The 20,866-nt window shown below is 66.5% G+C and carries 19 protein-coding genes; 7 read left to right on the plus strand and 12 right to left on the minus strand.

The annotated features are described in order from the left end of the window. The first annotated feature begins 41 nt into the window (after positions 1 to 41). Both ASG86_RS06520 and ASG86_RS06525 read left to right on the plus strand, forming a co-directional pair. Positions 42 to 1,676: a sensor histidine kinase gene (locus tag ASG86_RS06520; RefSeq protein ID WP_056331751.1), complete on the plus strand. Its 1,635-nt coding sequence runs from the start codon at positions 42 to 44 to the stop codon at positions 1,674 to 1,676. Beyond that, positions 1,673 to 2,386, plus strand: a complete 714-nt coding sequence (locus ASG86_RS06525) for a response regulator (RefSeq protein ID WP_056331753.1) — start codon at positions 1,673 to 1,675, stop codon at positions 2,384 to 2,386. The genes ASG86_RS06520 and ASG86_RS06525 overlap by 4 nt, the downstream gene beginning before the upstream one ends. A 35-nt stretch (positions 2,387 to 2,421) precedes the next feature. Here ASG86_RS06525 and ASG86_RS06530 read toward each other — a convergent pair whose 3' ends face one another. Next, positions 2,422 to 4,326, minus strand: a complete 1,905-nt coding sequence (locus ASG86_RS06530; protein ID WP_056331755.1) for an AMP-binding protein — start codon at positions 4,324 to 4,326, stop codon at positions 2,422 to 2,424. A gap of 171 nt (positions 4,327 to 4,497) precedes the next feature. Between ASG86_RS06530 and ASG86_RS06535 the strand changes: the two genes are divergently transcribed. The 4 genes from ASG86_RS06535 (at position 4,498) to ASG86_RS06550 (ending at position 8,773) form a co-directional block, all read left to right on the plus strand. Further along, on the plus strand, positions 4,498 to 5,154 hold the full coding sequence (locus ASG86_RS06535; RefSeq protein WP_056331757.1) for a GntR family transcriptional regulator: 657 nt from the start codon (positions 4,498 to 4,500) through the stop codon (positions 5,152 to 5,154). Then, a complete protein-coding gene (locus tag ASG86_RS06540; RefSeq protein WP_056331759.1) occupies positions 5,147 to 6,667 on the plus strand; it encodes an MmgE/PrpD family protein in 1,521 nt (506 codons plus the stop codon). The genes ASG86_RS06535 and ASG86_RS06540 overlap by 8 nt, the downstream gene beginning before the upstream one ends. Further along, positions 6,668 to 7,570 (plus strand): methylisocitrate lyase, encoded by a 903-nt coding sequence (gene prpB, locus ASG86_RS06545; RefSeq protein WP_056331762.1) that lies wholly within the window; start codon positions 6,668 to 6,670, stop codon positions 7,568 to 7,570. A 63-nt stretch (positions 7,571 to 7,633) separates the two neighbouring features. Further along, on the plus strand, positions 7,634 to 8,773 hold the full coding sequence (locus ASG86_RS06550) for a bifunctional 2-methylcitrate synthase/citrate synthase (RefSeq protein ID WP_056331764.1): 1,140 nt from the start codon (positions 7,634 to 7,636) through the stop codon (positions 8,771 to 8,773). A gap of 84 nt (positions 8,774 to 8,857) precedes the next feature. Here ASG86_RS06550 and ASG86_RS06555 read toward each other — a convergent pair whose 3' ends face one another. Next, entirely contained in the window at positions 8,858 to 9,340 is a 483-nt protein-coding gene (locus tag ASG86_RS06555; RefSeq protein ID WP_056331766.1) for an 8-oxo-dGTP diphosphatase, read from the minus strand. Positions 9,341 to 9,415: 75 nt separating this feature from the next. Between ASG86_RS06555 and ASG86_RS06560 the strand changes: the two genes are divergently transcribed. Then, positions 9,416 to 10,105 carry a hypothetical protein gene (locus ASG86_RS06560; RefSeq protein ID WP_235565113.1) on the plus strand — a complete coding sequence of 230 codons (690 nt, stop codon included), beginning with the start codon at positions 9,416 to 9,418 and terminating at the stop codon, positions 10,103 to 10,105. Positions 10,106 to 10,109: 4 nt separating this feature from the next. On the opposite strand, the gene xerD is transcribed toward ASG86_RS06560, so the two are convergent. From xerD to ASG86_RS20965, 10 genes are read right to left on the minus strand one after another with little or no spacing between them, the layout of a single operon-like run. Further along, positions 10,110 to 11,147 carry a site-specific tyrosine recombinase XerD gene (gene xerD / locus ASG86_RS06565; RefSeq protein ID WP_268760576.1) on the minus strand — a complete coding sequence of 346 codons (1,038 nt, stop codon included), beginning with the start codon at positions 11,145 to 11,147 and terminating at the stop codon, positions 10,110 to 10,112. Next, complete coding sequence (locus ASG86_RS06570; protein ID WP_056331769.1) at positions 11,147 to 11,806, minus strand: NUDIX domain-containing protein; 660 nt, start codon at positions 11,804 to 11,806, stop codon at positions 11,147 to 11,149. Before ASG86_RS06570 ends, xerD begins: the two co-directional genes overlap by 1 nt. Positions 11,807 to 11,831: 25 nt before the next feature. Continuing rightward, complete coding sequence (locus ASG86_RS06575) at positions 11,832 to 13,622, minus strand: CTP synthase (protein WP_056331772.1); 1,791 nt, start codon at positions 13,620 to 13,622, stop codon at positions 11,832 to 11,834. A 27-nt stretch (positions 13,623 to 13,649) separates the two neighbouring features. Further along, a complete protein-coding gene (gene recN / locus ASG86_RS06580; RefSeq protein ID WP_056331774.1) occupies positions 13,650 to 15,389 on the minus strand; it encodes a DNA repair protein RecN in 1,740 nt (579 codons plus the stop codon). Positions 15,390 to 15,393: 4 nt separating this feature from the next. Further along, a complete protein-coding gene (locus ASG86_RS06585) occupies positions 15,394 to 16,419 on the minus strand; it encodes an NAD kinase (RefSeq protein WP_056331776.1) in 1,026 nt (341 codons plus the stop codon). A gap of 13 nt (positions 16,420 to 16,432) precedes the next feature. Continuing rightward, complete coding sequence (locus tag ASG86_RS06590) at positions 16,433 to 17,248, minus strand: TlyA family RNA methyltransferase (RefSeq protein ID WP_056331779.1); 816 nt, start codon at positions 17,246 to 17,248, stop codon at positions 16,433 to 16,435. Next, entirely contained in the window at positions 17,248 to 17,499 is a 252-nt protein-coding gene (locus ASG86_RS06595) for a hypothetical protein (protein ID WP_056331781.1), read from the minus strand. The genes ASG86_RS06590 and ASG86_RS06595 overlap by 1 nt, the downstream gene beginning before the upstream one ends. A gap of 9 nt (positions 17,500 to 17,508) precedes the next feature. Continuing rightward, on the minus strand, positions 17,509 to 18,498 hold the full coding sequence (locus ASG86_RS06600; protein WP_056331782.1) for an HAD-IIA family hydrolase: 990 nt from the start codon (positions 18,496 to 18,498) through the stop codon (positions 17,509 to 17,511). A 6-nt stretch (positions 18,499 to 18,504) separates the two neighbouring features. Further along, complete coding sequence (locus ASG86_RS20960; RefSeq protein ID WP_235565116.1) at positions 18,505 to 19,368, minus strand: hypothetical protein; 864 nt, start codon at positions 19,366 to 19,368, stop codon at positions 18,505 to 18,507. After that, on the minus strand, positions 19,368 to 20,321 hold the full coding sequence (locus ASG86_RS20965) for a hypothetical protein (RefSeq protein WP_235565114.1): 954 nt from the start codon (positions 20,319 to 20,321) through the stop codon (positions 19,368 to 19,370). Before ASG86_RS20965 ends, ASG86_RS20960 begins: the two co-directional genes overlap by 1 nt. Positions 20,322 to 20,866 lie beyond the last annotated feature (545 nt).

The following is a 20,866-nucleotide window of genomic DNA, read 5'->3' on the forward strand; positions in this document are numbered from 1 at the left end:
CATATTGGTCGCGGCATCCGCAGGGCCGACGAGAGGCAGGCATGATCCACCGCTGGAGTATCGCCCGCCGGCTGTTCCTGGCCAACCTGCTGATCGTCGTGTCCTTTATCGCCATTGTGGGAACCGCCGCCTACGTGGACGCCCGGGACCGGACCTATGACGAGGCCGGCCGCCGGATGGAAGGAGTGGCCGCCTCCATAGCCGCCAATCCACTGGTGCTCCAGGCTGCGGCCACGCCGGATCCGTCCGCCCTCCTGCAGCCATATGCCAGGGATGTGACCACGGCGGCCCACGTCGACTTCGTCACCATCATGGCTCCCGACCGTACCCGCTGGACCCATCCGAGGGACGAGGAGCTGGGCCGGCCGTACATTGGATCGATTGACGCCGCGCTCCGTGGCCAGCCATTCACCGAAGTCACGGCCGGGACGCTGGGCCCTTCGGTGCGGACGATTGTCCCGGTCAAGGATTCCGCGGGGACGGTGAAAGCGCTCGTGGCGGTGGGTGTCACCGTCCGCAGCGTCGATATCGCCTTCGCCGGGCGCCTTCCCGTCCTGCTGGCCGTTGGCATAGCCCTCCTGGTGGGCGGTTCCCTGGCGTCGTGGCTGCTGGGCAGGTATCTGCGGCGGGTAACCAGGGGCTGGGGTCCTGAGCAGCTGGCGCAGCTGTTCGCCTACTACGAATCGGTGCTGCACTCGGTCCGTGAAGGACTGATCCTCATCGATGCGCGGAAGCGCGTGGTGATGTACAACGACCAGGCTGCCGAACTGCTGGGCCTGGCGGACACGGGCAGCAACGATCCCACCCGGCCCCCATCGCTGGCAGACCTTCCCCTGGACGAAGAGCTGCGGAGCCTGTTCGAATCCGGACGGAGCACCAAGGACGAGATGGTCCTGACCGATTCCCGTGTGCTGGTGGTCAACCAGGGCCCGGCCCGGGGCCCGGAATCCCCCGGCTCCCGGGGAAAGGTCCCTGTGTACGGCACGGTTGCCACCCTCCGAGACCGGACAGAGATCGAAGCGCTCGGCAACGAACTGCAGACCATGCGGACCCTTTCCGACGCCCTGCGCGCCCAGACCCACGAACACGCCAACCGGCTGCACACCATGGTTTCGCTCCTGGAACTGGGAAGGACCGGGGAGGCCCTGGACTTTGCCACCCAGGACCTGGCCCTGAGCCAGCAGCTGACGGATGACATGGTGAGCTCGATCGATGAACCGGTGGTGGGCGCACTGGTCATGGGGAAGGTGGCCGAGGCCCACGAACGTGGAGTCCAGCTGGACGTGTCCACCCTGGGCTCCGGCACGGCACCCGGGGTGGCCGTCCAGGACCTGGTGACCATCCTGGGCAACCTGCTGGACAACGCCATCGACGCCGCCGCTGATGCACCGCCTCCCCGGCGTGTGGAACTGACGCTGGAGGCCGACGACGAAGGCCTGGACATCGCCGTCAACGACTCCGGGACGCCCATCGACCCCGCCGATGCAGAAAAGATCTTCCGGCACGGATTCAGTACGAAGCCGGCAGGGCCGGGAGGCCGGGGCATCGGCCTTGCGCTGGTCCGGCAGGCTGTGCAGCGTTTGGGCGGTACGCTGGCCATCAACGGCCGGCGCGGCGCCAAGTTCGAAGTATTCCTGCCCGCAGCGGTGTCCGCGGAGAAGGAGCACAGACAGTGAGCAACATCCGGGTCCTCGTCGTCGAAGACGAGGCCATCGCTTCGGCGGCCCACGCTGCCTACGTGGGGAGGCTGGAAGGATTCGAGCTGGCCGGGACCGCCCCCGACGGCCAGTCTGCCCTGCGGCTGCTGAACGAATTCGTGGCCGCGGGGCAGCCGGTGGAACTGGTCCTGCTGGACATGAACCTGCCCGACCTTCATGGCCTGGACATTGCCCGGCGGATGCGTTCGGCGGGGATCCTCGCGGACATCATCGCCATCACGGCTGTGCGTGAACTGGCAATCGTCCGCAGCGCGGTGGCAATCGGTGTGGTCCAGTACCTGATCAAGCCCTTCACGTTCGCCACGTTTTCCGACAAGCTCGAAAACTACCGCCTGTTCCGCCAGCAACTGGGCGGTTCCAGCGGCGGTCCCGGCAAGGGGGGTGCGTCCCAAAGTGAAGTGGACAGGGCTTTTGCCAGCCTCAGGGCGCCGTCCGAACTCCCGCTCCCCAAGGGCCTTTCCACCTCGACCCTGGGCTCGGTCCAGGAGTTTCTTCGCGGGCAGCCGGAAGCAGTGTCCGCCACCGAAGTCATGGACGCCCTGGGAATGTCACGCGTGACAGCGCGACGCTACCTCGAATACCTTGCCGATGCCGGCACTGTTTCGCGGACCGCCCGCTATGGCACCCCCGGCAGGCCGGAAAATGAATACCGCTGGAACCCCCGCTGAGCTGAACCGGCGTTTCAACAGTCCTTCGATTCCCCTCAGCCGGCCGCCGGTCCATCCACCCGGAGCGCTCCGATCAATTGGTCGATGACCCCTGGATCCTCAATGGTGGAAGGCACGGTGTACTCCTCGCCGTCCGCTATCTGGCGCATGGTCTTGCGGAGGATCTTCCCCGACCGGGTCTTGGGCAGGGCATCCACCACCGTCACCTGCTTGAAGTCCGCAACAGCACCAATGTCCCGGCGCACCAATGCCACCAGGTCCTTGGCCAGGACGTCCTCAGGAATGTCGACGCCGGACTTGAGCACCACGTAGCCACTGGGACGCTGGCCCTTGAGGGAATCGGCAAGGCCGATCACTGCGCACTCCGCCACCGCAGGGTGCTGGCCGATGACCTGTTCAATGGCGCCGGTGGAAAGCCGGTGGCCTGCGACGTTGATTATGTCGTCGGTGCGGCCCATGACAAAGAGGTAGCCGTCCTGGTCCTGGTAACCCGAGTCGCCGGTGGCATAGCAGCCATCAAAGGCCGTCAGGTAAGAGGAGATAAAGCGTTCGTCGTTTCCCCACAGGGTGGCCAGCGTGCCAGGCGGCAACGGCAGCCCCAGCGCGATGTTGCCCTCGGTGCCGGGTGCCACGTCGCCGCCCATTCCGTCGAGAATCCGGAGCCGGTAACCGGGCATCGGAACGCTCGGGGAACCGGCCTTGATGGGCAGCGGCTCCAGGCCGCGGGGGTTGGCGCAGATGGCCCACCCGGTCTCGGTCTGCCACCAGTGGTCCACCACCGGCACGCCAAGGACCCGGGATGCCCAGTGGAACGTGTCCGTGTCCAGCCGCTCACCGGCAGTGAACAGTGTGTGAAGGCTGGAGCTGTCATACCCGCCCAGCAGTGATGCCTCCGGATCTGCCTTGCGGATGGCCCGCAGCGCCGTGGGCGCGGTAAAGAGCACGTTGACCTTGTGGTCCTGGACCACCCGCCAGAAGGCACCCGCATCCGGGGTCCCAACCGGTTTGCCTTCGTACATCACAGTCGTGGCGCCGGCGAGCAGCGGCCCGTAGACGATATAGGAATGCCCCACCACCCAGCCCACATCCGAAGCGGTCCACATCACGTCGCCCGGGCCGACGTCGTAGATATTCTCCAGCGTCCAGCGCAGGGCGACGGCGTGGCCGCCGTTGTCCCGGACCACCCCCTTGGGAGTGCCCGTGGTCCCCGATGTGTAGAGGATGTAAAGCGGGTCGGTGGCCTTCACGTCAACGGGAGCAGCCGGTTCCGCGGCTGCCATTTCCGTGTCCCAGTCCAGCCAAGCGGCATGGTCCGCCGCCTTGGAGGCGAAGCCGTCCCGCTCCTTGACCAGCACGGGAATGTCCCGGGCGCCTGCCAGCTCAAGTGCCTCCGCGACGGCCGGCAGGTACTCGATGCGGCGCGTGGGTTCGATCCCGCCTGAGGCGGTGACCACCGCAGCAGGTGCCGCGTCCCGGATCCTGGCCGCGAGCTCTTTGGGCGCGAACCCGCCGAAGACCACGGAATGGACAGCGCCGAGCCTGGCTGTTGCCAGCATGGCAATGGCGGCTTCCGGGATCATCGGCATGTAGATGACCACGCGGTCCCCCTTGCCCACGCCGTGGCCGCGCAGAACGCCGGCGAAGCGCGCCACGAGGCCGGTCAGTTCGGCATAGGTGAAACGCTGCCGGGTTCCCAGCATGGCGGAGTCATGGATCAGTGCATCCTGCTCTCCCCGGCCTTCGGCGACGTGCCGGTCCAGGGCGTTGTAGCAGGTATTCAGTGAGCCGTCCGGAAACCAGCTGTAGAGCGGCGCCCGGCTGGAGTCCAGTGCCCGGGCAGGAGCAGCGGTCCAGTGGATCTTTTCCGCCGCCTCCAGCCAGAAGTCTTCCGGCTCTTCAATGCTGCGCCGGTAGGTGTCCCGATAGCTGTTGCTGACCATAACGTAATCCCGTCCACGACATTGTGATGCAGCTCATGGTAGCTTGCGCCTCCGCGGCTAACAAGAGGTTTGTATACAGAAGAGCCAGTTATCACCCGCTATTTCAGTTTCTTCCCAAACTCAGGGCGGTTGTGTATACACTGGAGCCATCAGCCGAGGAAGGAGACAGGCATGCGCGCCAGCGACAAGGCCTATGCCGCCCTGCGGGACGACATCATCGAATGGCGCCTGGCCCCAGGGACGGTCCTTGCCGAGGTGGAACAGTCCGAGCGGTTGGGCGTCTCGCGAACTCCGCTGCGGGAAGCCCTGGGCCGCCTTACGGCGGAAGGCCTGACGACGGCGGGCGGCCGCGGCGTGGTGGTCAGCGACATTTCCCTGGAGGACATCGACGAACTGTTCGAGCTCCGCGAAACCCTCGAAGGCAGGGCGGCGGCCTTGGCCGCGCGCCGCGGCGACGCCCGTACCTTCGAGCACCTGCAGCGTGACCTGCTCCGGGCTCCGGAGTTGATCGGCGGCGACCACCCTGCCCTGCATGAATACTACGAACTGGTGGGCCGGCTGGATGCAGCGATCGATGCTGCCATCTCCAACTCCTACCTGGCCCAGGGCATGCGGAGCCTGCGCGTGCATTTGGTCCGGATCCGCCGGCTTGCCGCCGACGACGCCTGCCGCCTCACTGCCGCCGCCGCCGAGCATGCCGCCATCGCAGAGGCCATCGCGGCCGGCAATCCACGGCTTGCAGAGGCGGCGACCATCGTCCACCTGCACCGCAGCCTCTCCCACGTCAAAGCGACCCACTCATCCCACCCAAAGGAGCATCATGGTTAAGGAACACCACGTCCGCGTCTATCGGAGCGAAGAAAACCTCCCGCGTGAGGACCAGCTCGCGTACAAGATCGCCCAGGTTGCGGCCGACCCAGTGGCTGTGTCTGACGAAGTGACCGACATGGTGATCAACCGCGTCATCGACAATGCTTCGGTGGCCATCGCATCCCTCAACCGGGCACCCATCGTCGCAGCCCGCGCCCAGGCACTCACCCATGGCCCCACCACCGGCGGTAAGGGTTCGAAGGTGTTCGGCATCGAGGAACGGGTGGCCCCGGAATGGGCCGCCTGGGCCAACGGCGTGGCCGTCCGCGAGCTGGACTATCACGACACCTTCCTTGCTGCCGACTACTCCCATCCCGGTGACAACATCCCGCCGATCCTCGCCGTCGCCCAGCACGTTGGCGCCAGCGGCCACGACTTGATCCGCGGCATCGCCACCGGCTACGAGATCCAGGTCAACCTGGTCAAGGCCATCTGCCTGCACAAGCACAAGATCGACCACGTGGCGCACCTGGGCCCTTCCGCAGCCGCAGGCATCGGCACCCTGCTGGGGCTCGACGTCGAAACCATCTTCCAGTCCGTGGGCCAGGCGCTGCACACCACCACCGCCACCCGGCAGTCGCGCAAGGGAGAGATCTCCACCTGGAAGGCACACGCCCCGGCGTTTGCCGGCAAGATGGCTATCGAATCCGCTGACCGGGCCATGCGCGGCCAGACCTCCCCCGTGCCCATCTACGAAGGCGAAGACGGCGTCATCGCCTGGATGCTGGATGGCCCGGACGCGTCCTACATGGTTCCGCTTCCCACCCCCGGTGAAGCCAAGCGAGCCATCCTGGACACCTACACCAAGGAACACTCCGCCGAATACCAGGCACAGGCCTGGATCGACCTTGCCCGCAAGCTGCACCGCGAACACCCGGAGGTCACGGACCCGGCCAACGTGGAATCCGTGCTGATCAAGACCAGCCATCACACGCATTACGTCATCGGCTCCGGCGCCAACGACCCCCAGAAGTACTCCCCCACCGCGTCCCGGGAAACCCTGGACCACTCCATCCCGTACATCTTCACCGTGGCCCTGCAGGATGGGGCCTGGCACCACGTGGACTCCTACGCCCCGCAGCGCGCCGCACGCCCGGACACCGTGGAGCTGTGGCAGAAGGTCAGCACGGTGGAGGACCCGGAATGGACCCGCCGCTACCACTCCCTGGACATTGCCGAGAAGGCTTTCGGCGGCTCGGTGGAGATCACGCTCAAGGACGGCTCCGTCATCACCGATGAAATCGCCGTTGCCGACGCCCACCCCCTCGGTGCCCGCCCGTTCGCCCGGGAACAGTACGTGGACAAGTTCAGGACCCTCGCCGCGGGCCTCGTGGAGGAAGCCGAAATCGAAAGGTTCCTCGCCGCCGTCGAACGCCTCCCCCACCTCACCGCCGGGGAACTGGACCAGCTGAACATCACCGCCGCTCCCGGCGTCATCGACCCCGCGGCCGCGCCGAAGGGACTGTTCTAAATGCTGTACTCAAAGACCACTCCCGAGCAGAAGCGTGTCCGGTTCCGGGAACTGCTTGCCTCCGGGACAATCCAACAGTTCCCCGGAGCGTTCAATCCGCTCTCGGCACGGCTGATCGAGGAGAAGGGCTTCGCCGGGGTGTACATCTCCGGCGCCGTCCTGGCCAACGACCTTGGCCTGCCGGACATCGGCCTGACCACGCTCACCGAGGTGGCCACCCGTGCCGGGCAGATCGCCCGCATGACGGACCTCCCGTCGATCGTCGACGCCGACACCGGCTTCGGCGAACCGATGAACGTGGCCCGCACCGTCCAGGAGCTTGAAAACGCCGGCCTGGCCGGTTGCCACATCGAGGACCAGTTCAACCCCAAGCGCTGCGGCCACCTGGACGGCAAGAACGTGGTGGACCTGGACACCGCCACCAAGCGGATCCGGGCCGCCGCCGATGCCCGGCGGGACCCGAACTTCCTGATCATGGCCCGGACCGACATCCGTGCCACCGACGGACTCGAGGCGGCGCAGCAGCGTGCCAAGGCCCTCGTTGAAGCCGGCGCGGATGCGATCTTCCCTGAAGCCATGAAGGACCTCAGCGAGTTCAAGGCCATCCGCGATGCCGTCAACGTGCCGATCCTGGCCAACATGACCGAGTTCGGCAAGAGTGACCTCTTCACCGTGGACGAGCTGGCCGGTGTGGGCGTGAACATGGTGATTTACCCTGTCACGCTGCTCCGTAGTGCCATGGGCGCCGCTGAGCGTACTCTGGAATCGATCAAATCCGACGGCACCCAGGAGGCACAGGTTCCAAGCATGCTGACCCGTGCCCGGCTCTACGACCTCGTTGATTATGAGGCCTACAACCGCTTCGACACCGGGGTCTTCAACTTCCAGATCCCCGGCACCTAAACAAACCACCGGAATGCCGGCAGCAGCCGGACCAACAGGCTTTAGGAACAAAGGAGTTTCAGCATGGCTGAAAATGAGATCAAAAAGGGCCTTGCCGGCGTGGTGGTGGACTACACCGCCGTTTCCAAGGTCAACCCGGACACCAACTCCCTGCTCTACCGCGGCTACCCTGTCCAGGAGCTGGCCGCCAGGTGCAGCTTCGAGGAAGTGGCCTACCTGCTCTGGAACGGCGAACTGCCCACCAAGGACCAGCTTGCGGAGTTCACGGCGCGGGAACGCGCCGGCCGCGCCCTTGATCCGGTGGTGAAACAGGTGATTGATGCCCTGCCCGTCACCTCGCACCCGATGGACGTCTGCCGGACCGCCGCCTCCGTCATGGGGGCACGGCATCCGTTGGCGGAGGATTCCTCCCGGGAAGCGAACATGGCCAAGGCCGTTGACCTCTTCGCCGCCATGCCTGCGGTAGTGGCCTACGACCAGCGCCGCCGCCACGGGCAGGATGTGGTGGAACCCCGCGAAGACCTCGGCTACTCGGCGAACTTCCTGTGGATGGCCTTTGGCGAAGAACAGGTGCCGGAGGTGGTGGAGGCTTTCAACGTCTCCATGATCCTCTACGCCGAGCACTCCTTCAACGCGTCCACCTTCACGGCCCGGGTTATCACCTCCACGCTCTCGGACCTGCATTCCGCCGTGACCGGTGCCATCGGGGCCTTGAAGGGCCCACTGCACGGCGGCGCGAACGAAGCCGTGATGCACACGTTCGACGAGATCGGCATCCGGCAGGAGGAGTCCCTGGAGGAAGCAGCGGCCCGGGCCAAGGCATGGATGGAAGATGCCCTGGCCCAGAAGAAGAAGGTCATGGGCTTCGGACACCGCGTCTACAAGCATGGCGATTCCAGGGTCCCCACCATGAAGGCCGCACTGGACAAAATGATTGCCCACTACGGCCGGCCCGAACTGCTGGGGCTGTACAACGGCCTGGAATCGGCGATGGACGAGGCGAAAAGCATCAAGCCGAACCTCGACTATCCTGCCGGGCCCACCTACCACCTGATGGGCTTCGATACCCCGACGTTCACTCCCCTGTTCGTGGCCAGCCGGATCACGGGCTGGACCGCGCACATTATGGAGCAGCTGGACGCCAACTCGCTGATCAGGCCTTTGAGCGAGTACATCGGTCCGGAGGAGCGGCACCTTCCGTAGCCATTGACAGGAAGATCCGACGGCGGGCGGGCACCTTTCGCGTGAATGCGACCGGTGCCCGCCCGCCGTCGCGCGTTTATCCGCTTACTCCAGCAGGCTCCGGGACGAGGCCACGGATTCGTTGTCGGTGTGCATGGTGACCACCACGTTCACCGCGCGGCCTTCCAGCACCACCGGCAGCCAGTGGTCGGCGTCTTGCCACATGCGGTCCACCGGCAGCGTATCCACGCGGAACCATTCGGGCAGGATCTCCTCGCTGGGTGCCGGATCGCCCTGCCATGTCCGGGCGGTGAAGAGCCTGGTGTGCATATCCCATTCCGGCCGGGCCGGAAAGACGAAGTGGACCGACCCGGCGTCGGCCAGGTCTTCCATTTGCAGCACTACGCCGGTTTCTTCAAAGACCTCCCGGATGACGGCCTGGACGTCCGACTCCCCCGGTTCCACGTGGCCGCCGACGCCCACGATCTTGCCGCGGCCAAAACCTGTTTGCTTCAGCCCAAGGAGCACTTCGGTCCCACCGGCGCCGTCGCGGAGCAGGAAGCAAAGAGTAACCCGGGCTGCAGTCATGCGTTCAAGCCTAGGGGGTCCGGAAGTTCCCAGCGGGACACGCCATGGGGCCGGCGGATATGCCAAGCTCTACGTGTGACTCCCGAAACAGCACACGGGATACGGCCGGCCCGCAACTCGACCATTGACGCCCGCCTGCCGGAGTGGCTGGTACGCAACCCTTTGTACTGGGGCTGGGCCTGGGCCGGAGTCTGGACAGCGCTCATTGTCACCGATGAATTCGTGGACCTGGCAGGGTGGACGTGGTACCTGCTGGTGGCTGCGGCTGCCCTCCCCACGCTGCTCAGCACCCTGGCCGTGCTCCACGTGACGCCCCGGCACCAAGTGAAGGCCGCCAGGGAGTCGGTTTTGGGCCTGTTCTTCGTGCGTTTCCTGGCCCTCGTTGCGGCATTCATGGTGTGGGCCGTCTCGGTGGTGCTGAGTGCCTCCATCTCAACCACCATCCAGGCCATGGCAGGTGACTCCGAGCGCGAGGTCACCGCCCTGGGCTTCACACTGATGGCGGCGCTGGTCCCACTGGTGGTGGCCGTCCTGTGGCTGGCGTTTGTTGCCAGGTGCGCCTGGTTCCTGCGGAGGCTGCGCGGCTGGCGGCAGGTGCCCACGCTCTCGCGGGTACCGAAATCGTTCCTCCGCGGCCGGCCACGTCTACGGAGGGTGGTAATCGGCCTGGCGCATCCGGGACTGATGCTGCTCGCCGGCATGGGCACCTCGGTGCTGGCTTTCCTGCTGGGCCCCGTGGAACTGACCATCGAAGCGGTGTTCTAGAACTTCAGCCGAGCGCCCGGGGATGGGCGGCGGCGTAGATCTCCCGGAGCGTATCGGCCGTGACCAGCGTGTACACCTGGGTGGTGGTCACGGATGCGTGACCCAGGAGTTCCTGGACCACGCGGACGTCTGCGCCGCCTTCGAGCAGGTGGGTGGCGAAGGAGTGCCGCAGGGTGTGCGGCGAGACGTCCCGGGTGATGTTGGCCTTCTCCGCCGCGGCCTTCAGGATGGTCCAGGCGCTCTGCCGGCTGATCCTGCCGCCGCGGGCATTCAGGAACAGGGCGGGGGTGCCTTTGCCTTTGGCGGCGAGCAGCGGCCGGCCGCGGACCAGGTACGCGTCCAGGGCGCGGGCGCCGTAGGAGCCCAGGGGCACCAGCCGTTCCTTCGATCCCTTGCCGAACAGCCGGACAATGGCAGGCCCGGATTCCGGCTCTGCAAGGGAGATGTCGTCCACGTCCAGTCCCACTGCTTCGCTGATCCTGGCGCCGGTGGAATAGAGGAATTCGAGCAGGGCGCGGTCCCGCAGTCCGGCAGCGGTGTCGGTTCCGGCCGCCTCAAGGATGCGGGTCACCTCGTCTACGCTGATGGCCTTGGGCAGCCGCTTGCCGGCCATGGGGGGATGGACCTCGCGGGCGGGATCGGCCGGCGTGTAGCCCTCGAGGGCCCAGAACTTGTGCAGGCCGCGGACGGCTACCACCGTCCGGGCCGCTGACCGGACACCCAGGGTGGAGCCGCCGTCGGATCCATCCGAAAGGGCGCGGACGTAACCGGTGACATGGTGCCGGTTGATGTCCTCCGGCCGGGTGCAGCCGGCTGCTGCCAGGTAGCGGGCGTACCGGGCCAGGTCGCGGCGGTAGGCTGCCAGGGTGTTCGCGGCCAGTCCGCGTTCCACCCCCATGTGCTGCAGGTAGTCGGTGATTCCATGCTCGATCGCGGGAGGCACTGGTGCAGGGGCAGCGGCAGCAGTTCCGTGGCCCGGAACCGGGTCAACCGCAGACGCCTCTTCAGCCGAAGCACCCGCGCTTACCGAAGCACCTGCCATCAGCGCTGGCTGGGGTGCGCGGGCCAGGGGGCGTCGGCGGGGCGAAGTCCTTCATAGTTCGCGGCGCGGGCGGCAGCAGCCGCAAGGATCCCGACGACGGCGGACGGGTTGTGCAGTCGCCCGGCCAGGACGGACGCCACGGCATCGTCCAGGCTGATCCAATGGAACTCGATCTCCGCTTCCTCGTCCGTCCGTTCATGGCGTTCGTGGTGCGGAACCTCCATGAGGTCACGGGCGAGGTAGATGCGGATGGCCTCGCTGGAGGATCCCGGGGAATTGAAGAGATCGGCCAGGACGTTCCAGGTGCCGGCGGCGAGGTCCGCTTCCTCGGCGAGTTCGCGGGCGGCACCCTCCACGAAGCCTTCGCCTTCGACATCCAGCAGTCCGGCAGGTACCTCCCAAAGGTCCATGCCCACCGGATGCCGGTACTGCTTCAACAGTAGGACCTGCCCCTCGTCGTTCATGGGCAGGACCGCGACCGCGCCGGGGTGGTCGATGTAATCGCGGGTGAGGGCGTCGCCGGACTCCGAGAGTTGGAAGGTGTCGCTGACGACGTCCCAGATCCGGCCCTGGTAAACCTTCTCGGTAGACAAAAGACGGCGCGGGCTTGGTGCATCCGAAACCTGTTTGGCAGGGGTGGCTTCAGGTGTACCAGGCATCGCGCCGTCCTTTTTGTTCTCTTGACTACTTAGCGGTAACGGTACCCGATGCAGCAGGCTCCCCGGCCGCGGGAACGGCCGTGTCGGCGACGCCGGCCTGCCCTGCGTGCGGGTGGTTTGCGGTCTGGTGGTTCAAGGCAGCCTGGACCAGGCCGGCGAACAGCGGGTGCGGGCGGGTGGGCCGCGAGCTCAGCTCGGGGTGCGCCTGCGTGGCCACGTAGTACGGGTGGACATCTGCAGGCAGTTCAACGAATTCCACGAGCTTGCCGTCCGGGGAGGTGCCGGAGAAGACCAGCCCCTTGTCGGCAATCTGCTGGCGGTACTTGTTGTTGACCTCGTAGCGGTGCCGGTGGCGTTCGCTGACGGTGGTCTTGCCGTACGTTCCGGCGATGACCGAGCCTTCGTCGAGCTTGGCTTCGTACAGGCCAAGGCGCATGGTGCCGCCCAGGTCGCCGCGGCCTTCAACGTACTCCAGCTGCTCTTCCATCGTGGCGATGACCGGGTACTTGGAGTCCGGCTCGAACTCGCTGGAGGAGGCGCCCTCCAAGCCCACCACGTTGCGGGCGTACTCGATCACCATGCACTGCAGGCCAAGGCAGAGGCCCAGCACGGGCAGCTTGGTTTCCCGGGCGAACTTCAGGGCTCCGAGCTTGCCTTCGAGGCCGCGGATGCCGAAGCCGCCGGGCACGCAGATTCCGTCGACACCGTCGAGTGCCTTGATGGCTCCTTCACGGGTTTCACATTCATCGGACGGGACCCAGCGGATCTTGACCTTGGCTTCGTTGGCGAAACCGCCGGCGCGCAGCGCTTCGGTGACCGACAAGTAGGCGTCCGGGAGATCGATGTACTTGCCCACCAGGGCGATCTCGACATGGTGCTTGGGGTTGTGGACCGCTTCAAGCAGTTTGTCCCAGCTGGTCCAGTCCACGTCCTTGAACGGCAGGTCCAGGGCACGGACGATGTAGGAGTCCAGCCCCTGGCTGTGCAGGGTCTTGGGGATGTCGTAGATGCTCGGGGCGTCGGCGGCGTTCACCACGGCGTCGATGTCGACGTCGCACATGCGGCCGATTTTTTCCCGCATGGCCTCGGGCACTTCGCGGTCGGAGCGGATCACGATCGCCTCGGGCTGGATGCCGATGGAGCGCAGTGCAGCCACGGAGTGCTGGGTGGGCTTGGTCTTCAGTTCCTGCGACGGGCCGATGTAGGGAACCAGCGAGACGTGCAGGAAGAACACGTTTCCGCGGCCGATGTCCTGGCGGACCTGGCGGGCGGATTCCAGGAACGGCTGGGACTCGATGTCGCCCACGGTGCCGCCGATTTCGGTGATGATGACGTCCGGGGCGTTCTTGCCCTCTGCGGGCAGGCGCATGCGGCGCTTGATCTCATCCGTGATGTGCGGGATGACCTGGACGGTGTCCCCGAGGTATTCGCCACGGCGTTCCTTGGCGATCACGGTGGAGTACACCTGCCCGGTGGTCACGTTGGCGGAGCCTTCGAGGTTTTCGTCAAGGAAGCGCTCGTAGTGCCCGATGTCCAGGTCCGTCTCGGCGCCATCGTCTGTGACGAAGACCTCGCCGTGCTGGAATGGGTTCATTGTGCCCGGATCCACGTTCAGGTAGGGATCGAGCTTCTGCATCGTGACGGACAGGCCGCGTGCCCGCAGCAGATGACCAAGGCTGGACGCCGTCAGTCCCTTGCCGAGCGAGGACGCCACACCGCCGGTGACGAAGATGTGCTTGGTCGTCTTGGAGGAGCCCGGGAACCGGGAATTTACACGGGAATTTGATCGCTGCACCACGGAATTCGAGCCTATCATCAATTGCGCCTTCCCGTGGCTGTTCGGTCAGGCCCGCTGCGGCAGGAGCTTGGCGTCGTCCAGCAGTTCCTGGGCGTGCGCCTGGGCCGATTCCGAGTCCTCCTGGCCCGCCAGCATCCGGGCGAGCTCACGTACCCGCTCCGGGCCGTCAAGCAGCCGCACGTCACTGGAGGTGAACCCGGTGGCCGTGCCGCCGTCGGCTCCCCTGACTGAGGTTTTGGTCACGGTGATGTGCTGGTCCGCGAACGCCGCCACCTGCGGCAGGTGCGTGACCACCAGCACCTGCACGTGGCGTGCCAGCATGGCCAGGCGGCGGCCGATCTCGACGGCGGCCCGGCCGCCAACGCCCGCGTCCACCTCGTCGAAGACGAAGGTGGGGACGGGGTCGACGGCGGCAAGCACCACTTCGATGGCCAGCATGACGCGGGACAGTTCACCACCGGACGCGCCCTTGCCCAGCGGCCGGGCCGGGGCGCCGGAATGCGGCTGCAGCAGGAAACTGATCTCGTCAGCGCCGTGCGGGCCCAGCTGCCCCGCCGGCTCAAGGTTGATCACCAGGGTGGCGTCAGCCATGGCCAGGGCCTTCAGTTCAGCGCTGACCCGGCCGGACAGGTCCTTGGCAGCCTTGGCGCGGATCTTGCTGATGGCAGCCGACTGCTTCTTCAGTTCCGCTTCGGCACGGACCACTTCCGCATCCAGGGCCTCGATGCGGGACGAGTCATCCTGCAGCTCGTCAAAGCGGACGCGCGCCTTTTCCGCCCACTCCAGCACTTCGTCGATGGTGGGGGCGTACTTGCGGACCAGCTTGGCCAGGGCGGCGCGCCGGTCCTCGATTTCGGCGAGCCGTTCCGGGCCCTCCGTGTCCAGGCCGGCCTGGTAACTGGCGAGTTCGGTGGCGATGTCGTTGAGCAGGAAACCCACCTCGGCGAGCCGGGCAGCTGCGGAACCCAGCTCGGCATCATGCTCGGCCACGTGTTCCAGGGTCCTTTTGGCGGAATCCACCAGCGTGGTGGCGTCCCCGGTTTCGCCGAAGTCCTCAGCGATGAGTGCCTGGTGTGCGGTGCTGGCGGCGATCCGCAGCTCCTCCACGTTGGCAAGCTTCACGGCCTCGGCCTTTAACAGCTCGTCCTCCCCCGGCTGCGGATCCACCTCGTCGATCTCCGCCAGGGCTGCCTCGAGCGATTCTGCTTCCCGGAGCCGGTCCCGTGCCGCGCTGCGCAGGGTGTCCAGCTCCGCCTGGCTGGATTTCCAGTGGTTGTACAGCTCCTGGTAGCTGGCCAGCGGGCCGGCCAGGGCGTCGCCGGCGAACTTGTCCAGGGCCTCACGCTGCGCCGTGGCGCTTTTGAGCCGGATCTGGTCCGACTGGCCGTGCACCACCACCAGTGACTCACCGATCTCGGCCAGGACACCCACGGGGGCAGCCCGCCCGCCCAGGAACGCACGGCTGCGGCCATCCGCACCCAGGCGACGGGCCAAAATCAGCTCCGCGCCGCCGTCGAACTCCTCCGCCTCGGCACCGGCATCAAGGGCACGGGCGATGGCCGGGTGCCCGGCGTCCAGCTTCAGCACGGCTTCAGCCGTGGCGCTCTTGGCACCACTGCGGACCGCCCCGGCATCCGAACGGGCGCCCAGGAGCAGCCCGACGGCGGTGACCACCATGGTCTTGCCCGCGCCGGTTTCACCGGTCACGACGCTCAATCCCGGGCCGAGCGGAAGCGTTGCGTCGGTGATGACGCCGAGATCGCGGATTCTCAGTTCTTCAAGCATGGTTTCACTTTGCAGTCGACGGGTCGGGATCGCTGCCGGGGTTCTCCACGTGCGGTACCGGCAGCGGCGGCATGGGCCGCGGCGTCCGCACGATGGGAATGGGGCCGGTATGCACCGCATCAGACTTGGGCACCGGGCCCCGCCAGCCGTGGATGGGTAGTTCGAACTTGCGCACCAGGCGGGCCGAGAACGGCGTCTGGTGGGTGCGGGCCAGCCGGACGGGAGTGGCGGACTTGGTCACCTCCACACGGGCGCCGGGCGGCAAATCCACCGAGCGCCGGCCATCACACCACAGCACACCCTGGGCGTCCGTACGGCCCAGGACCTCCACCGCGAGCTTTGACCGCGGCGACACCACAAGGGGCTTGGCAAAGAGCGCATGGGCGCTGATCGGCACAATTACCAGGGCCTCCACCTCCGGCCAGACCACCGGTCCGCCCGCGGAAAACGCGTAGGCGGTGGACCCTGTGGGGGTGGCCAGCACGATGCCGTCGGAGCCGAAGGACGTCAGCGGACGCTCGTCCACTTCGGTCACGACCTCGAGCATGCGTTCGCGGTTCGCCTTTTCGATCGCAGCCTCGTTTAAAGCCCAGGTGTGCCAAATCTTCTGGCCCCGGACCCACACCTGCACATCGATGGTCATGCGCTCTTCAACCGTGTACTCGCGGCTCGCAATCCACTCCACCGTCTGGGCAAGATCCGCGCGTTCGCTTTCAGCCAGGAAACCCACATGGCCCAGGTTGACGCCCAGCAGCGGCACATCCACGTCGCGGACCAATTCGGCCGCCCGCAGGATGGTGCCGTCGCCGCCGAGGACCATGACCAGTTCCACATCGGGCAGCTGGACATGGTCGTGAAGGACCTCCACCGGCTGGGCCAGGTGCCCGAAGAACCGTTCCATGTCCCCCAGCTCGGACTCCTGCATCACGGGAACCATGCCGGAGGCGTGCAGCAGGGCGCAGGCTTCCCAGGCAGCTTTCAGCGACTCCTCGCGGCCAGTGTGGGCAAGGACCAGTACACGCCTGCTCATCAGGATCCGCTCTCTAGTGGTTCGGCCAGATTTGTCCGAGCAACGCAGCGGCTGCTGCCTCTCGCTCTTCGATCTTAGGCAAGTCTTTGCTGATCCTGCGTCTTATCCACAGGAAGTATTCGACGTTTCCGTCCTGCCCGGGCAGTGGACTGGCCGCCAGGCCGCAAAGGTCCAGGCCGGCGTCGAGCGCTGCCCTGGCCACCTTCTCCACGGCCATCCGCCGCTCGCGCTCCGACGTGACCACGCCGGTGCGGCCCAGGCGGTCCTTGCCGATTTCGAACTGGGGCTTGACCATCAGCACAAGGTCACCGCCGGGTTCGGTGCAGTCCGCCAGCGGCTGGACCACCAGGGTGAGGGAAATGAAGGACAGGTCAGCGACGGTCAGTGCTGCCGCGCCGCCAATGTCGGCCGGCGCCATGTACCTGACGTTCATCCCTTCGTGGACATCCACGCGCGGGTCGTCGCGGAGGTGCGGCACCAACTGGCCGTGCCCGACGTCGACCGCCACCACGTGTGCGGCGCCCCGCCGAAGGAGGACGTCGGTGAAGCCCCCGGTGGAGGCGCCGGCGTCGAGGCACCTGTTGCCTTCCACCGAGACGTCGGGGAAGGCGTCGAGGGCCCCGGCCAGCTTGTGGCCGGCGCGGCTGGCATAGGTGTCCTGGTCATCGTGGTCGACGGCGAGGTCCCGGCTGTCGTCCACCTGAAGCGACGCTTTGCTGAGGACCTCGCCGCCGGAACTGACCTTGCCTTCGCTGATCAGCGACGCGGCATGCGTGCGGGACCTCGCCAGCCCGCGCGCCACCAGTGCGTGGTCGAGGCGCACCGGCATCAGGCTTTACCCCCGGCGGGACCGGGCTGTGCGGCGTCGGCCCCTGAGGGGTCGCTGTTGAGGGCGGCCAGCAGTTCATCATGAAGCCGGTTGTAGACGGTCTCGTGGTCCTCGACAGGTAGCCCGGGCAGGTCGAAAAGCCCGGCGACGGCCTGGGCCACCTCCGGATCCGTGATGTCCTGCCCGCCTGGCTGCGGCCATCCAGGTGCTGGCCGGGCTGGGGTGTCGTCCGGTTCGGTCAGCTCAGTCATTGAACCAGTCTAGTGATCCAGCCACACCAGCTTGGGCGCCTGGGGGGCTGCGGCGTCGGGTGTCTCCGCCCACCAGGCTGCGCATGCGGCACGCCAGGAGTCGAGGTGATCCTTGCTGCCAATGATGCCCACCGATCCGTTGGCCACGCGGGCCGTTGACTGGCCGCATGTGTAGGTGCCGTCGTCGTGCGTCACTTCCGGGTACGGGCGGTGCAGATCCGTCAGGTTCCCGATGATGTAGTTGGGCCGTTCCGCCGACCTTGCGGCGAGAATGGTTTCGCGCGTGTCGACGCCGGTCAGGACAGCCACGGTGGCAAAGCCGGCATTGTTGCCGCCCAGGATGTCCGTGTCCAGCCGGTCGCCCACCACCAGGGGACACTCGGCCCCGAGGCGCTTGGCGGCCGAGTGGAACAGCGGTGCCTCGGGCTTTCCGGCAACCCGGGGCTGCTGGCCGGTAGCAGCAGCGACGGCGGCAACCAGGGTGCCGTTACCCGGAGCGATGCCCCGCGCCTGGGGAATGGACATGTCCGTGTTGGTGGCCACCCACAGCGCCCCGGCGGACACCACGTAGGTGGCTTCCGCCAGGTCCTTCCAGCCAATGGCGGGGCTGAACCCCTGGACCACCGCCACTGGGTCCTCCGCCTGGCTGGCTACGGGCACCAGGCCCACGAGCTCGATTTCCCGGGCAAGCGCAGGGCTTCCCGTGATGAGGATCCTTGACCCCGGTGACAGCAGTGAGGCAAGCAACTCGGCAGCCGCCTGGGAGGAGCTGACCACCTGGTCGTCCTCGGCAGGCGCACCCAGCTCGCGGAGATGTGCTGCAACCTCGCCCGGAGAGCGGGAAGCGTTGTTGGTCACGTAGCCGAGGCCGATTCCCAGACCCGAGAGCTGCTGCAGCGATTCCACGGCTCCGGGAATGGCGTTGGGCCCGGCATAGACCACGCCATCCAGGTCTGCGAGGAGCGCATCGAAGCGCGAGACCAGCGAAATGTCACTCATGACTGTTCAGTCTTCCCGGCGCTCTTGATCGTGGTGGGCGTCAGCGGTACCCTCCGCGTCGGCGTCCTCAGCGGTTGCGGTACCCAGTTCGTCGGGTTCCACCGAGTCCTGGTCCGATTCGGCATCATCGGAGGCGAAGTAGTCCGCGTCCTGGTCGTCGAGGCTGCTGTCCTGGGCTGCCTCCGCTTTGGCGGCGCGGGAGTGTTCCGGTTCAACTGCTGCGGTGGTTTCGGCGGGGGCTTCTGTCCCGGCAGCTGTGGAGGCACGCTCCAGGAGCCTGCGCCGTTCAGCCTCTTCCCGTGCCTCTTCTTCCTCGTCCCAGCCGAGGTCGATGATTTCGGGTTCCTGGTCCGCGCCCTGGCCCAGGGCATTTTCTGCCAGAACGGCCTGGCGGCTCCACTTTTCCGATTCCTCCCGGCGTCCTACCGCTGCCAGTGCATCGGCGTAAGCGCGGAAGAGGCGGGGGCTGTAGGAGAAAGCACGGTTGATATCCAGCTGCGGGATTTCGAGTTCGGCCACTGCCGCATCCAGCTGGCCGAGATCGGTCCGGGCACCGGCCGCCACGATGGCCAGCTCCACCTTGCCGGGAGCGTCAAGATCCTGGGCCTCCTCCGAGCGGGCAACATCGAGGGCACGGTCGGGGCGCCCCAGGCCACGTTCGCAGTCGGCCACCACTGGCAGGTGTACATTGGAGCCGCTGATCCGGCGGAAGGTGCGGAACTCGCGGAGTGCCTCGCCGTAGTGGCCGGCAGCATAGGCAGTCAGGCCAACGGCTTCACGGACGGCAGCGAGCCTTCCACCGCGGCGGCTGGCAGCAAGAGCGTGCTGGAAGGCAAGCTCGGGCTCGTCGTCAATCAGGCGGCCGGCCATCACCAAGTGGCGGGCCACCCACTCTGCGCTCTTGGGCTCAAGGGTTTTGATCTGGTGGTGCGTGGCGCGGTCCAGTTCCTTGCCTGTGACGTCCTCGTCGATTTCGGGCGAGCGTTCCCGGTCAGGACGGTTGGCGCTGCGAAGGTCAGCGGCGTTGGGCACGCGGGCAGGGCGCTCCTCCTGGCGGTCGCGTCCAAAGCCACGGGGGCCGGATCCGCCGCGGCCGGATTCGCCACGTGAGTCACCGCGGTCAAAGCTGCGCGGCGCCCGGTCCTGCCGGTCTCCGAACGGCTTGCGGTTCTCGCCGCCGAAACCGCGGCGGTCACCCTCGCCATCACGGCGCGGACGGTCGCCAAACGGCTTACGGTCACGATCGCTGCCACCAAAACCACGACGATCACCCTCACCGTCACGGCGGGGGCGGTCACCAAACGGCTTACGGTCACGGTCACCAAACGGCTTACGGTCACGGTCACCAAACGGCTTACGGTCACGGTCACCAAACGGCTTACGGTCACGGTCACCAAACGGCTTCCGCTCGCCGCCACCGGCTCCGCCACCATAACCACGACGGTCACCCTCGCCATCACGGCGGGGACGGTCGCCAAACGGCTTACGGTCACGGTCACCGCCACCAAAACCACGACGATCACCCTCGCCATCACGGCGCGGACGATCACCAAACGGCTTCCGCTCACGATCACCGCCACCAAAACCACGACGATCACCCTCACCGTCACGGCGGGGACGGTCACCAAACGGCTTCCGATCACGATCACCGCCACCAAAACCACGACGATCACCCTCGCCATCACGGCGCGGACGGTCACCAAACGGCTTCCGCTCACGATCTCCGCCACCAAAACCACGGCGGTCACCCTCACCATCACGGCGCGGACGGTCACCAAACGGCTTCCGATCACGATCACCGAACGGCTTTCGTTCACCGTCACCGGCAGAACCACCACGGGAGGAGTTGTTGCCGTCGCGGTCGGACCGGGACCGGAATCCGCGGGGATCCCCACCGGAGTTGTTGTTGCCGCGGAACGCCCCACGGTCGTTGCTGCGGTTGCCCCCGTTGTGCTCGGCCATATGGATTCCTCCTGTTGTGAGCCGACCACTGGCGCAACTGCAGCCGCTCGTTTCGTTTCCTACGCAACCCGAAATCAAGCGCTTCGAAGTCCGTACATCTTCATCAATTCTAGTGGAGCCACAAAATCCCGCTGGACAGTGGGTGCCCTGGCGGCGGTATCGTGGCCATCTTCACAGCGACGCCCGCCAACCTTTGACGGGTATTCCTGGGACGCCCGCTCACATCCTGCGGGTTTTCCTGGGACGCCCGCTCACATCCTGGGGGTTTTCCTGGGACGCCCGCTCACATCCTGCGGGTTTTCCTGGGACGGGCCATGGGGTTTGGGGTGCTTAAAGCAGTAGGACCCTGACGTTCCGTTGTCAGGGTCCTACTTAATGTGTGTCCGGCGGTGACCTACTCTCCCAC

Source organism: Arthrobacter sp. Soil764 (genome assembly GCF_001428075.1).
GTDB lineage: Bacteria > Actinomycetota > Actinomycetes > Actinomycetales > Micrococcaceae > Arthrobacter.